Origin of the sequence: Bacteroides xylanisolvens XB1A (genome assembly GCF_000210075.1) — a bacterium.
Taxonomy (GTDB): Bacteria; Bacteroidota; Bacteroidia; order Bacteroidales; family Bacteroidaceae; genus Bacteroides; species Bacteroides xylanisolvens.
On record NC_021017.1, the window covers coordinates 4850230 to 4863873 of the forward strand.

Genomic DNA, 13644 nt, shown 5'->3' on the forward strand with positions numbered 1-13644 from the left:
GCTATTTATGCAAATACACAAACGGTCAAGGGGTTATCTTTATTTCCGTATATGTCCCATTCTGTCAAAGAGCGATTGTTTTTCAAGGCCAGAGCTATTTCTCCAATGACGATAGACAGCTCTGCCTTAAAGTCATTAAAAAAGGTTATCCCAGTGGATTTTCTTCTTGGTTTCTATTCCTTACGTGTTACTATATATGTCATTTTATTATTGTTAACACATAAAATTTCATGGTCTGCTTATTTCCAATGCCTCAATTGCATTTATCGTATCCTTAGGATATTCAAAATGCACGGAATCACATGAATGCTCCACTCTGACCTCCGCAAATCGATATTCCTTTGACTTCTTGGGTGCATCCCACGATTTGTTACTCAAAAAGACACGATACTCATAGATACATCCTTCATACAGTTCCGGCACTATGTAATCCAAAGTATCAGGGATATTATCCGCATATATAAAGTCATTTATAAATTTGGTATAGTCCCCCTTCGGATAGTATATTCTTAAACAAAATTCGGCCTTCTCATAAGTGTCCGTATTTGTGATATTAGCTTTATCAATAAACCTGAATACGCTTTCTTTCTCTTCAGGTTGTGTCTCTTTCTCATTATCATCGTTTTGACAAGAGAATAGACAAGCAAGGAACAGCAGTACGGTTAGTCTTCTCATAATCAATAGTCTTTAATTGTTAATGCATTTGCTTTCCATATAGTGATATATCCAATATTAATTCTGAAATACCTACTCTTTTTTTACCGTCTCAATACAGTTTTCTGTAAAATCTAAAATATTTAGTCTTGCTGAAATGTCTGGTTTCATGAGCAAGCACCCGGTCTCCTACACTACATTCCTCCAGGGGATCATGTATTTTATACTTTTTCGTATATTGTACTGTTTTCCCATACTTCGGATGCTTTTTCGTACGTTCCACCTCTATGACAACCGTCTTTTGCATTTTCGTGCTTACCACTATCCCCTCGATACATTGCCGGGGTATTCTTTTTACAGCTACCTTTGGAGAGTTCCATAAGAAAGGCCGTAAACGGCACGGCACCATCTTAATATTGAAATAGCTGAAAATAGCGTTCCATTCACTCATCACATTCAGCAAGCCGTTATATTGCTGTGCAGTGATTTGTTTGGTATTGACGGCTTCCAGCATTCCGAACAGTTCTTTCACTTTAGGTATGATAAGTTCTATATCCTTAGTTTGCGGATTACCTGTATTCAGAAGATGAAATACCCGGCTGCACAGTGCCTCATGTTCTTTCAATATTTCTTCAATACCATTTTCCATACAATCCGTTATTTGAGGTTCAATGCACAATGGTAGATATCCAAATATCCCATCAGGATGATATCCGCATAATCAATGATGCTATAGAAATCCGAGATAAATACCCGTTGGTTCGTTTTGATAAAGTCAAACTCACTGTCGCCCCAGTTACCGAGAGGATAACTGCCGATGGTTTTCATTATTCCACAGAATTGTTGGTGCAACTGGAAGATTTCTTTCTGTGCATTAAGTATTTTCCGCAATATGGCTTTCATCTCGCAATCATTTATCCCGGAAAACTCCACAGACAAGTGGGATTCGTCCTTTATGCTCACCAACAGATTTTCAAAGCAGGGACGCAACTGGGCAGAAAGTTGTGTTTGAGCGATACGTGCCGACGGCGTTTGCAGGGATTCTTTCAGTGCATTTCTTAATGCCCGGCTCCGGTTGGTCACTATTTTCTCGTAGATGACGGGATTAGTCAGGAAAACAGCTACAAGGCGAAAATCATTACTCAACGAATGATACTTCTGATGTATCTCTTTTATTGCTTTGGATTTGACGGACAATTGCTTCAGAAACAACAGCAGCATTTCATTGTCCGCCTGCTCTTTATTCATTCCATGCGCAAAGAACTTGTCATTCATCTGCATGGTAAAACCCAGAATAGAAGCTATATTTGCTATAATGTCTATCATTCTTTTATTATTTCAAATTATTCAATGAAAGAAAGCATTTGTTTTGATGTCTGAAACCGCTTTATCGAAGAGCTTTAGATAGCCCTATCTAATCTCCTTAGACAGCTCTGTCTAAAAAGGCCGGATAAGAGGCTTTATCCTAAAGGATTCTCATCCAAGTTTCCATCACTGGTATTTCCACCTTCAGAACCACCACTTTGCCCGATGGTAATCACTTTGCTCGTACTACGCGGAGTTTTCAGCAATGTATTTGTACCACTGTATTGCGTAGTGACCGTCAGCGTGTAGTGACCGTCCGTTAAATCGGAGGGAAGCAAGATAATGAGTTGCGAGGGGTTGTTCACCACCAGCATATCATTAGGCAGCTTGCTGACCTTGCCGGAAGCATCAGTCAGGGTGATACCTACCGATTCATGTTCACCAACGACTTTTATCAAGCGTCCGTTCAGGGTGTAGTTGCGTCCGGCGGTTGCCATGCCGTCCGTGGCACGGGTGGCGGCATCTTCGCCACCTATTATATACATGGCGTCCCGTTTCTCTCCCAAGATGTTGACTGAAGTCTGCGCAATAGCTTCGCGCAAGTCCTTGTCCTGGGTAAAGGAGACGTAGATTGAATTCTTTTTTTGATCCCACTGTCCGCCGTCTACTACACCACGGAATTGGGGTACGGCTCGGAAAAGTCCGGTATTCACCGAATAGCCGCTCAGTATCAAGTCTGACAACACACGGTGATATAGCTTCACTGCGTGCTCAATGGTTTCTTCACGAAGACCTGTGTCTTCTTTCTTCATTTCGCTAAGTATATCCTCCAGCGTAAGGCTTCCGGCTGATTCCAACATCAGGATTTTGTCTTCTTTGTTGTCTACGGTGACAGCATTGTCTACCAGCCAACCTTTCAGGGTGTGTTTCATGATTTCTTTTCGTTTTTAATTAACAAATACTCATTTTTAGGAAAAGCACCTCCGATTAATTAATTTTATCGGAGGGCTTTAAGTACCAAAGCTCTATTTCCAAGGAGTAGATAAGATAAAATTGCATTGCACATTATCACCGCCTTGATGTGAAGGATCCATAAAGCGAAATGTCATGAATTTATTATCAGAAGTTCCTATTGGAATACTTGTATTAAAATGTTCCAGATTATTAACTATCATATTTCCACTCTCATCTATCAAATCATATACTCCGTTTACTACACCTTGGCCAAATGCATCATTATCGATTTGAATATACTCAGAAATCTTTCCAGCTTCCAAATCAATTGTTGCTATTGGGGCTGTAAATTGCATAGCATCTAAATCCATCAAATAAACTACCAATTTCAACTTGTCATGGCCGGGAAAGGCATCAGCAGTATAAAAGAAACGAATTTTAGTATATTGTCGAAATTCCGGATCCGCTTCTTCACCATCGGATATATCCAAGAAGTCTGTATCGGACAACTGCATAAGACTGAACTGGCCTTCTGGCATAATAGTCATATCTTGTTCATAAAGAACTTGCCCATCAACATTGCGCACTATTTTTAATGTACCGCTTAAGTCCGCTTCGGCTATATAATTCTTTACCTTATTTGATAATTCTCCATTATTGAACGTAACGGTATATAAATCAGTATTAGGATTAAAATAGCTAATTATGGGAGTGAATGTTGTATATTCCTCCAAAGATGAAGAAATAGCAATATCTCGTCCCACAAGTTTAAGCAACTCAATGTCTTTACTATTATCCAGTGTTATCTCTTGTGACAATTCGGGCTGTTTTTCGCCTATTTTATAGACCTCTAGTTTAAGAGTACTATTCTTTTTAACAGATGTTGAACGATTAATACTTTTTTCTCCATTAAAATAAACCTCATAACTACTTCTTAGTTCTTGTTGTACAAACGATACAGTACAAGTCTCAAATCGCATGTCTATATCCTCACCTTCTGTTTCACAACCAGCAAAGACAAATATAAAAATGCTAATGATGAGACTGTATAAAAATTTATTCATCATTTTTCTTCAAAAAAGAGCCGAATAAAGAGGGAGGCTAATCCCTCTTTTATACGGCTCCAAATTATTCAACAATTATTTTACCCACGCTTGAGTTAACCAGTTTGAACGTCCACCAACAGCACCTCTGTAAGAAGTAGTCGTAAACCAACTATCCAATTCACTAAAATCTGCACCTGCATTGGCTGGAGATGCATTAGGCATCAAACCTGTATATCCACCCCACGGAGAAGTCAGCCCAATAGCCTCAGCACTTGCAGCAGCAGTATTAGTCGCGTCAGCTGTGATACCTGAAAATGTAGTACTAACACCATTTACAACATTGTTTTTGAAAACATAGCTGTTAGTGGTTTCACACAAGATACCGGTAGGATATCCGTAAAGAATACTGTTCACCAAAGTAAATTGGCAGTTTCTACGGAAGTTGGCACAAGATTTCATGGATTTACCATCACCCATTGCAGATTGTGCAACCTTACCATTAACGGTTCCAACGATTGTTAAGTTACTGATTGTCGGGTGAGTGAACGGAGTTAAAGATGAACTGCTTCCGTCGTTATCACATTCAATACCATTCGGGTCTTTAGTGTAATAGGTACTATTTGCATCTACAGTGGCTACCAAGAACTGAAGCTTACCAGTGTAACCAAAGTCGAAGTCAAAAGCATCGTCGTGCGTACTGGTAGATACCAAATACTTGGCATTTATTGTACCACCGAAGAATTCGAATGCATCGTCTTCACCGTAGTATGCCTGACAGTGGTCAAAAGTTGTACCTGCACCTACACCGCCGAAAGTAAATGAATTCAATTCATTGTCCTGCGAAACGTTGGCACCGGCATATTCAACACGTACATACTGAATCGTACCGGAGTTATCGTTAGCATTGCTACCACCATAAGTGATATCTACACCGGCAGGAGCCGAATTGATACCTTCAATAACCGGATTGTTGGTTTGGTTGATAGGAGCATTACCCAATACTACGAAACCACCCCAACCACCAGGATATTGATGTGCATCTTCTGCCGTCATAACAATCGGAGCAGAAGCAGTACCAACAGCATTAATCTTACCATTACGGGTAATAACCAAAGCTGAAGCTTGTGCCGGAACATCATTGTACAGACCTACAATTTTTGTACCTGCCTGAATAGTCAATGTAGCACCACCGGACACATAAACCTTGCCATCCAAATGATATTCATTTGAAGCACTCCAAGTAGTATTGGTGTTGATAACACCAGACACTTTTACGATTGCAGCAGCTGCACGAGTTCCACCGTCAATGGGTGCAATTTCCTCGTTCTGACTACAAGATACCACGGCTACAGAGGCTACTGCCAAACTTGTAACACCTAACACGTTTTTGAATCTAAAATTTTTCATAACTGAACAATTTTAAAAGTTAATAAACTATTTATTTAACACAAAAACTAAAATTTATATCCAACTGACAGAGAAAGGTTTATACCTTTTTTTATCCGGCTTAGCACCCAATCTCCGCTATTATAGTTCATATTTGAAGTTAAATCAGCATATCCTTTATCGTTATTCGGGTCAACCCCCGGTTCATATCCGCAATTGCGATAAACTATCACATCCTGGTTTAAGAGGTCACTGGCATTGAATTTCACTTCCAACTTTTCTTTTAGGAAACGGGCAGAGATTTGTAAGTCAAGTACGTCTCTCGATGCTTCGTATTGGTCATACTTCTCGTAATCTCCGGCAAATAACAATTTACGTCCGTTACGCCCATAGTTCAATGCAGCACCAAGTATCTTTCCCTGATAGGTCAATCCGGCATTTACAGTATATGGAGACAATCCTTGCAATGGGCGGCTGCGGTCTTGCGTTTTAACTTCTCTGTCAATCCCGGAAGCAGCGTTCTGCAATCGTTCAAGATTGTATGTAACGTCTCCACTCAGAAAAGTAGCGTTTCCACTGACATACACATCCTTCAAGAAAGAGCCCGGGGCGATGAAAGCCAATGATTTACGAAGATTAATCTCAATACCCTTTACGCTGGCATCATCTATATTGAAAGGATGCAGGACATATCGTAAATCCATCGTCTTTCGCGTTACCATTTCAATAGGGGATTTGAATTTCTTATAAAAGGCACTTACCGAAACCACTTCACCCGCTTGTGGATACCACTCCAAACGGAGGTCGAAATTATCCGAATGGGATTGCTTCAATCCTCCACGGCTTTTCACTTCTATACGGTCGTCTACATTATAATAGTTACAAGGGGTAAGTTCCCTGAAGTCCGGACGCGCAATGGTGCGGCTGTAGGCAAAACGGGCATTGATGTTGTCCGTGATGTTATAGACCAGAGTGGCGGCGGGCAACCAGTCGGTTTTCTTTACCGAGACCAAACTATCCACTCTGTCCGCCCCAATTGTTGTTTGCACTTCAGTAGTGGCATCTTCCATACGGACGCCTGCCGTTAAGTGCAGTTTACGGAAGAACGTAAATTCACCCATCAAATATGCCGCATGTATATTTTGTTTTCCTTCGTAGTAATCGGCTTCATTTAGTCCCGACAAGCCGGACGGCGCATAATAGATAGCGCCACTTGCAAAGTTCTTCGGGTCATACAACTCTCCCAATTCCGGATGCGATTCCTGTAGTTCTTTCCATGCGTCCCATCCTTCTCCCTTGTTGCCAAACATGGCATGAAGATATTGCTGTTCATAATTGGAGGTACGGAAAGTGCCCATATATCCGGTCTTGATGGTTTGCTTGTTTCCCTTTACTACAAAAGGATGTTCCAGATTGAATCCAATGGTTTTCTTCTTCTCTTTCAGGTTACTGTACATCAAGTGTCCGTCTTCAAGTCCGAACTGGCTGCTGGTGACAGTGCTGCTCCAATCAACCAAGCCGTCTTCCACATTTCCTTGAACATTGCCCAATGCGTAGCGGTCATCCGGATTGGTACGGCCAATCTGATTATAAGACGCATTCCATGTAGCTATCAGGTTTTCGTTGAACAACCGGTGCTCGCCTTCCAGTTGGGTTTGCCAGAGCTGGCTGCGCAATGGGACACTATACTGCTCATAGGTATTGAACGCTGTAGTATATTTAAAAATGTAACGTTCAAGATTGGTATGTTGGAAACGGTTGTTGAACATGTTTCGCCACGTAATCTTATGGTTCCGGATTTCCCAACCGACGTTTGCCACAGCGCCGACAGAAGTCACAAACTTATAGCGTTTACCCGGTCCGTTCAAACTGTCTTTAGTTATGGTGTTCATCTCTTTATATTCTTCCGTAGTCTGTTCATTACGGTAGGTCAAAGCGGCTACTACCCCCAGTTTGTGTCCGTAACCCAATTCGATAGGAGCACCAAAGGTAAGAGAGTAGTTCTGTATCGGCATAGCTGTGAATTTCTTCATTCCGAAAGTATTTTTCAATGCAGCATTCTGCGTACCTATCTTACCTTCGTCTTCACTTCTGCCGGCATACCATTGGCGGTCATTCATTTCACCGAACAGCCAGTCGGATTTGAAACGCTTGTTGCTCAGGAAGTCTTTTCCCGTACTCTGGGTGTTCATACCTGTACCCAGACTTATATCGAGAAACTTCTTACTCGGTACCGCCAAGGTTTGTACTTCTATCAATCCTCCGGTAAATTCACCCGGCAGGTCGGGAGTAAAGGTCTTTGCAATAGTCACATTATCCACCAAACCACTCGGTATCACATCGAAAGCAAAGTTTCTGCGGTTCGGCTCCGTACTTGGCAGGGATGCACCGTTCAACTGCACATTGTTATAGCGTTCGCCCATACCACGCACATTTACATACTTACCGTTATCAATCGTCACACCGGACACACGGCGAAGCACTTGCGCCATATTGTTGTCACTGGTTTTCTTCACAAGGTCGGCACTGATACCGTCACTCATCGCAACCATTGTCTTTTGTTTGGAGTACAGCGCATTGGCAGATGCCTTGTTATAGGTAGCGGTTACCACCACTTCATTCAGCATCTCTGTCTCATCTTGCAGGATTACATCCAACGGAGTAGTTCTTCCCCCTGCAACTTTCACGTCGCTGATGCGCATTTTCTGATACGAGATACAGCTCACTTCTACCATATAGGTACGTGTCGGCACATCTTTCAGTGTGAAGTTTCCCTTAATGTCCGTTGCCGTACCGGTGTTGCTGCCGGCAATGACCACCGTGGCTCCCGGTATCGGAAATCCGTCCTTATCCAGCACGGTTCCCGTGATAGTCCCTTTCCCGGAACTTTTCTTGTTTTTATTATCGTCCTGATATACGGAATATGATTCCGCTGATACTTTCTTATATGAATAACCGGTGTTTGAAAGACTGTTGGATAAATCCACCTCTACTGAATTGCGCTTGGTCGCGGCAGGCACACTAATGGCTTTCATATTCTTCCCGTCGAATGCAACCTCTACCTTATACGTCTTGGCGATGCGGTTCAACCGTAGTTCCAGTGCCTCTGCCGGATAGCTCGTTGCCTTTTGGTCGTCACTCGCATGGCAGATCGGCGATAGCAGCAACATTCCCAGTAGGAACAATATGCCCGTTCGTAATCTCATTTTCTTATTACTCCTTTTCATCTTTAATTCGTTAATATTTTACTTAATAAATCACTTATTTTCAATTAGTTAAACTTTCATTTTCCATTTCCGAAAAGACAAGGCAATGGCCGTTTCCCTTTACATAGGGAAATTTCTCTTTCATGTATGCAGCTCGCCACCGCATACCACAGGCTTGTCTTTCTTTATTCTTTCGTTACGCGTGCAGTCCTCGTAAGGTGGCGCGTGGATGTATATGGTTACCGGCTTACAACAATCCGGTTGTCACTGATTTCATATCGCGTACCGTAAATGGCACATATATTTTTCATCACATTATTTACTCCGGATTGTTCCGGCCTATACGAGCAATAATTGATTCGGGCGTCCGCAGGTATGGCATCCTTCTCTATCACCAGTTCCCGGTGGAAACGGTTCTTCACCCTTATTTTCAGCTCTTCTACCGTAGCATCCTCCAGTACGAAACCACCGGTAGTCCATGCTCCGATATTATCGGGATTCACCGTGTCATGCGAAACTCTGTTGGCTGCCTTATCATAAACCACCCGGTCGCCACAGTGGAACTTACCGAAAGATTGCTCCCCTTTCGCCACTTCCACACATCCAGTGCGGACTGCAACCTGGCTCTCCACTGTCCCGCCGTAAGCTACCACATTGAACGAGGTTCCGTGTACAATGGCATTGATCTCTTTCGCCTTTACAATAAAGGATTTCTTCTTGTCCTTGGCCACCTCAAAGAATGCTTCTCCTACCAGGCTCACCGTCCTGTCCTTCTTCCCGAAGTTGTTCGCAATGCTCAGATTACTGCCGCCTGCAAGATAAACAACCGTACCGTCTGCCAGGTGCAACACACTATCATTCTGGCATTGGATTACATTACATGCCATGGCATTCGTACTATCCGCAAATTTTTCATTCATATAGAACGAAATTCCCAACACCAACAGGACGCTTGCCGCAATTCCGGCTCCCGCATACTTCATTCCACGGGAGAATGGCAATCTCTTTTCTTTCTTCACCTGTCCGGCCAGACAGTCCGTTCTTCCTTCTATTCCTTCAATGCCGATCATTCGTGCCAGCATATCCAAGTCTCTTTTGGTCAGCTCATCCAGTTCTTCCGGCGTAGCCGTTTCTTTCTTACCCTTACTACTCTTACCGGTAACATCCATGATTATTTTGGAGATGCCGTCAATCCGCTTGAGTTCATCCTCAGTAGCCTTTCCTTCTTCAAGTTTCGAGTAGAGAGAATCTATACGATCCCATACACGTTCTTCTTGTTCGGAAGTTACTTTCTTTCTATTTCTCCAAAATTTAATCATATCAATTATCTGTTTTTTTAATTTGTCCTACATTCAAGTTCTCGCATCACTTTGAGAACCCATACACTAATAAATCGTTTGAACCCCCTAAAACCTTCCTTTAAAAATCGTTAAAATCAAAGGATTTCTGCATTTATCCCTGTTTTTTAACTTTTCCGGACTGTTTTCCGGGGAAGTGGGCGGTCAAAACTTCAAAGAGCAACGGGCAACTTTCAACTGGGTTTCAATTTCCGTTCAAGTACCCCTACACTAGTAAATCATTTGAGACCCCCAAAACCTTCCTTTAAAAATAGTTAATTTTGGAAGATTTCTGCATTGGTCTTCTTTTTAGCCTCCCTCCGTATTCAGATTTATAGTAACGACTTATATGTATAAAATATTACATCTACAAAAATACTCTAAACTAATTTATCAAATATGGTTCCAATACAAATTTGTTGGCATATCTCCGTGCATCCACCCGATTATCCCGTCAAATATTACAGTTCTATTGCATGAACATTACAGCCATGTAAATCTTAACAGCCCATCAATCTTTTTAATAGCTTGTCATAACTCTGAAATAACCTCTTTTTACTTTTGGGACATGAAATCCTAAAAAGAATTATGAATAAAAATCTATCAAAACAACTAAAGGAGCAGCAGGCTGACAAGATTTTGTTACAGGCTATCGCTGCATCTGCCGATGCTGATGCATTTTTAATTCTTTATAATCGGTATAGCCAAAGACTGCTACAGTATTTTTATAATGTAACGGACAATGCAGATACCGCCTTTGATTTGAGTCAGAATTTCTGGTTGAACATTTGGCAGAATGCGTCCCAACTCATTTACGAAAACATGGATTCGGCAGAAAGCCTTTTCTTCAATATGGCAACAAAACGTATAGCCGATTACTACCGTTCCCCCCAATGTAGCAAAGAAATCCCGTTGGATGATTTTCCCAACCTCTCCGACAATTACGCATCCCCTTCATCACCCGAAGCTGACTATTACGCCGAGGAGATTCGCAAGATAACCGAGAAGGTACTCAGCAAATATCCCGAATTGGACAAACAGGTTTTCATCTACCAGAAAGAGTTGGACTATCCTGCCCAACGAACCGCCAGCCAGTTCAATATCAGCATTGAAAGCATTTACAAGAAGGTATCCATCATAATGAAGGATCTGCGCTTCCAGTTCAAACTGGCCGGGTATTACTACAGCCTGCTCACGTGCATCTGCTTTTGCAGCCTATCATAGCAAACAGTCACAACCAACACAACCGATATATTCGCAGCAAAAGAAATCCGGAGATTTCTTAATCGTAGATTTCCCCCCACTCCAGGCTTTCAAAGTAATATTGATATTCCGTATTCCCTTTCCACTTCTTTAGGGGAACATAAACGCTCAATCCGCAATATTTATTTCTGTCGATAACCACATACTTGAACGAAGCCGTAGCCGCCGTATAAACAACTGTCTTTCCCAATTGTGCCTCCAGCAAGGCATCATCCGTATTTTTCAGCCTGTTCACCATATCTTTCAAATCGAAGAATACCTGCGGCACGTCACTCGTATGGTACACCTGCAATCCGCTGACATCCATTCCAGCCGCATCTGCCAGATGTCCGGACAACGCCCCATGAACCACGTCATACAACCCGTCCAGTTGTGCCGCATCCACCAGTGTGATGGTTGCCGAACGGAGCACATCATATTTCATGCCATTATAATGCTGAAAATAAGCGTTACAAGCCTGTTTGAGTCCTTCCACACCGCCGAACATATACGGCAACACCTTTGCATACGGAATACCCGATGCATCGTAGCTTCCTTCCGCAAGCACCTCCGTAGGCGAAGCTATCAGATAATCGCTCTTATACCGCAATGCATACAAAGCTTCCACACTACCCATCAGGCACATATCAAACCAGATATACTCGGCCACATGATCCGGCAGACCCGCAGCCAGCGCATCTATCTCTATCATGGTATCCACGGTCACATTGCCCGGATGAAAGTCCGGTCCGATGTAGCGTGTACGCGGAAATGCCTGTTCTCCCTTATCCGGCCATACAGACCGGGTACGGCTATAGCCGCTCGGAACCCACCCCATGGAATGTGACCACAGCACCAGCCCGAACCTTTCCGACGGAACCAGTTCCTTCGTTTCTTCAATCACCCGCACCAGCGTTTCTACATTGGCAGAGTTCTCTTCCTCATAGTTTTTCAGCAGCACCTCTTCGCCTGCCTGCGTAATCTTGAACAGACGCGGCGCTTCGTCCATCCGGTCCACATACACCACCGCTGTTCCCGCACTCCGCTTTGCCCCGGCCTTCAGTTGACTGATACTGTAGTCCACATCACTATCCATCGTGTTATCCGCAACCATATATATCAGTGTGGTATAAGAAATAGGTGTAGGCGGAAGCTCATCCTCATCATCGTCCGAACAACCGGTTAATGCGAAAAAAAGCAGGCACATCCCCGACAGGAAAAGCAGGTTATAGCCTCTGAAAAATGCAATAACAGCTGGTTTCATAACAGTATTCACTAATTATTCTTTCCCTTTATTCTCTGGATATCCCAGCCACCGCATCACGCTATCCGGCTGGTTGGTAATGATGGCATCCACCCCCAACGTCTTCAACCGTTCCGTCTCCGGCTTGTCGTCCACCGTCCACGGAGCCAGTTCCATCCCTTTGGCACGGACCTTCCCGGCAATCTCCTCCGTCAGCATATCGCTCTCCGGGCTATACACTTGCGGTACAAAGTCCAACCGCGCCATCAGTTCCTCAAAGGTAGCGTTCTTATCCTCCACCAGATAGGACAAACGGACATCCGGATATTTCTGGTGCAGATAGTTCAATGTACGCACATCAAAGCATTGCACCAGCAACCGATCACCCAGCTTCTTGCTCAACAGCGCTTTCATGCACAAGTTCGCAAACGTCCGGTAATCCGGCGAATAAATCCCGTCCTTTGACGGATCGGACTTTATCTCGATATTGTAGCTCACCGGAGCGATACCATTACTCTTGGTCAAAAGTTCCACCGCGTCAATCAAATCCGTAACCAGCGGTACGCAGCATTTCACATTCTTCCGTCGCGGATATGCAGGATTCGGAAGACTGCCCACATCATACCGTCGCAAACTGTCATACGTCATTGCGTATATCTTATAATCCTTATCCTCCCCAGCCGGAATCGGTTCCCCTTCCGGTGTCAATGCCTTAACATGGTTCAGGTAGGCATCGTGCGACACCACCACCATACTGTCCTTCGTCACGTGCAAGTCAAGCTCCATCACCGACACACCGATTGCCGCAGCATGCGTCATTGCTAGTATCGTATTCTCCGGATAAAGAGCCGCACCGCCCCTATGCGCATGCACAACGGGCAGCTTCTCCTTCACGGGTGCCTGGCATCCGCCAAGCACTGTTCCTGCCGCCAGTAGCAGGCAGACAGACAGCCATAATCTACTTTTCATAATTTTGTGTCTCTGATTATTAATATGACAAATGTAGTGAACGGATATTACGATGTCACTACAAACAGGAAAAATACGGGCTAAATTAACCGCTTTATTACAAGAGACGGACATAAACACATAAATTCCTTATCGTGAAGAAGATAAAACATTTCCTTTATGGCAGCTCATTTGTTATGTTGCTGTAACATTACCCGTCGTGAGCTGTTAATGAATGATAAATACATCACCCGACCGCCAAGCGGTTTGGTGTTTTTCAGTCCTCACCTGCTACATTTGTTCCGGCTTAATTGTAATAGATA

The 13644-nt window shown here is 43.3% G+C and carries 11 protein-coding genes; 1 reads left to right on the plus strand and 10 read right to left on the minus strand.

Annotation, left to right across the window (positions count from 1 at the left end):
- Positions 1-228: 228 nt before the first annotated feature.
- The 8 genes from BXY_RS18765 to BXY_RS18800 all read right to left on the minus strand — a co-directional run bounded on the left by BXY_RS18765 (position 229) and on the right by BXY_RS18800 (position 9870).
- The gene (locus BXY_RS18765) at positions 229-675 is read right to left on the minus strand and encodes a hypothetical protein (RefSeq protein ID WP_015532670.1); all 447 of its coding nucleotides are present in this window, start codon (positions 673-675) and stop codon (positions 229-231) included.
- A 91-nt stretch (positions 676-766) separates the two neighbouring features.
- On the minus strand, positions 767-1303 hold the full coding sequence (gene rpsQ / locus BXY_RS23935) for a 30S ribosomal protein S17 (protein ID WP_011107051.1): 537 nt from the start codon (positions 1301-1303) through the stop codon (positions 767-769).
- A gap of 8 nt (positions 1304-1311) precedes the next feature.
- Positions 1312-1980, minus strand: coding sequence for a hypothetical protein (locus BXY_RS18775; protein ID WP_008647129.1), 669 nt, complete (start codon positions 1978-1980; stop codon positions 1312-1314).
- Between the two features lie 134 nt (positions 1981-2114).
- Positions 2115-2891, minus strand: a complete 777-nt coding sequence (locus BXY_RS18780) for a DNA-binding domain-containing protein (protein WP_015532671.1) — start codon at positions 2889-2891, stop codon at positions 2115-2117.
- 93 nt (positions 2892-2984) lie between these two features.
- On the minus strand, positions 2985-3980 hold the full coding sequence (locus BXY_RS18785; RefSeq protein ID WP_015532672.1) for a hypothetical protein: 996 nt from the start codon (positions 3978-3980) through the stop codon (positions 2985-2987).
- A gap of 72 nt (positions 3981-4052) precedes the next feature.
- Positions 4053-5366, minus strand: coding sequence for a hypothetical protein (locus tag BXY_RS18790; RefSeq protein ID WP_009039995.1), 1314 nt, complete (start codon positions 5364-5366; stop codon positions 4053-4055).
- A 47-nt stretch (positions 5367-5413) separates the two neighbouring features.
- A complete protein-coding gene (locus BXY_RS18795) occupies positions 5414-8572 on the minus strand; it encodes a TonB-dependent receptor (protein ID WP_009039996.1) in 3159 nt (1052 codons plus the stop codon).
- Between the two features lie 218 nt (positions 8573-8790).
- Positions 8791-9870, minus strand: a complete 1080-nt coding sequence (locus tag BXY_RS18800) for a FecR family protein (RefSeq protein ID WP_009039997.1) — start codon at positions 9868-9870, stop codon at positions 8791-8793.
- Between the two features lie 606 nt (positions 9871-10476).
- On the opposite strand from BXY_RS18800, the gene BXY_RS18805 reads away from it, so the two are divergent.
- The gene (locus BXY_RS18805) at positions 10477-11112 is read left to right on the plus strand and encodes an RNA polymerase sigma factor (RefSeq protein WP_009039998.1); all 636 of its coding nucleotides are present in this window, start codon (positions 10477-10479) and stop codon (positions 11110-11112) included.
- Positions 11113-11170: 58 nt separating this feature from the next.
- Here the strand turns inward: BXY_RS18805 and BXY_RS18810 are convergent, their stop codons facing one another.
- Both BXY_RS18810 and BXY_RS18815 read right to left on the minus strand, forming a co-directional pair.
- Positions 11171-12394, minus strand: coding sequence for a clostripain-related cysteine peptidase (locus BXY_RS18810; RefSeq protein ID WP_015532674.1), 1224 nt, complete (start codon positions 12392-12394; stop codon positions 11171-11173).
- Positions 12395-12409: 15 nt separating this feature from the next.
- Entirely contained in the window at positions 12410-13342 is a 933-nt protein-coding gene (locus BXY_RS18815; protein ID WP_009040000.1) for a glycerophosphodiester phosphodiesterase family protein, read from the minus strand.
- Positions 13343-13644 lie beyond the last annotated feature (302 nt).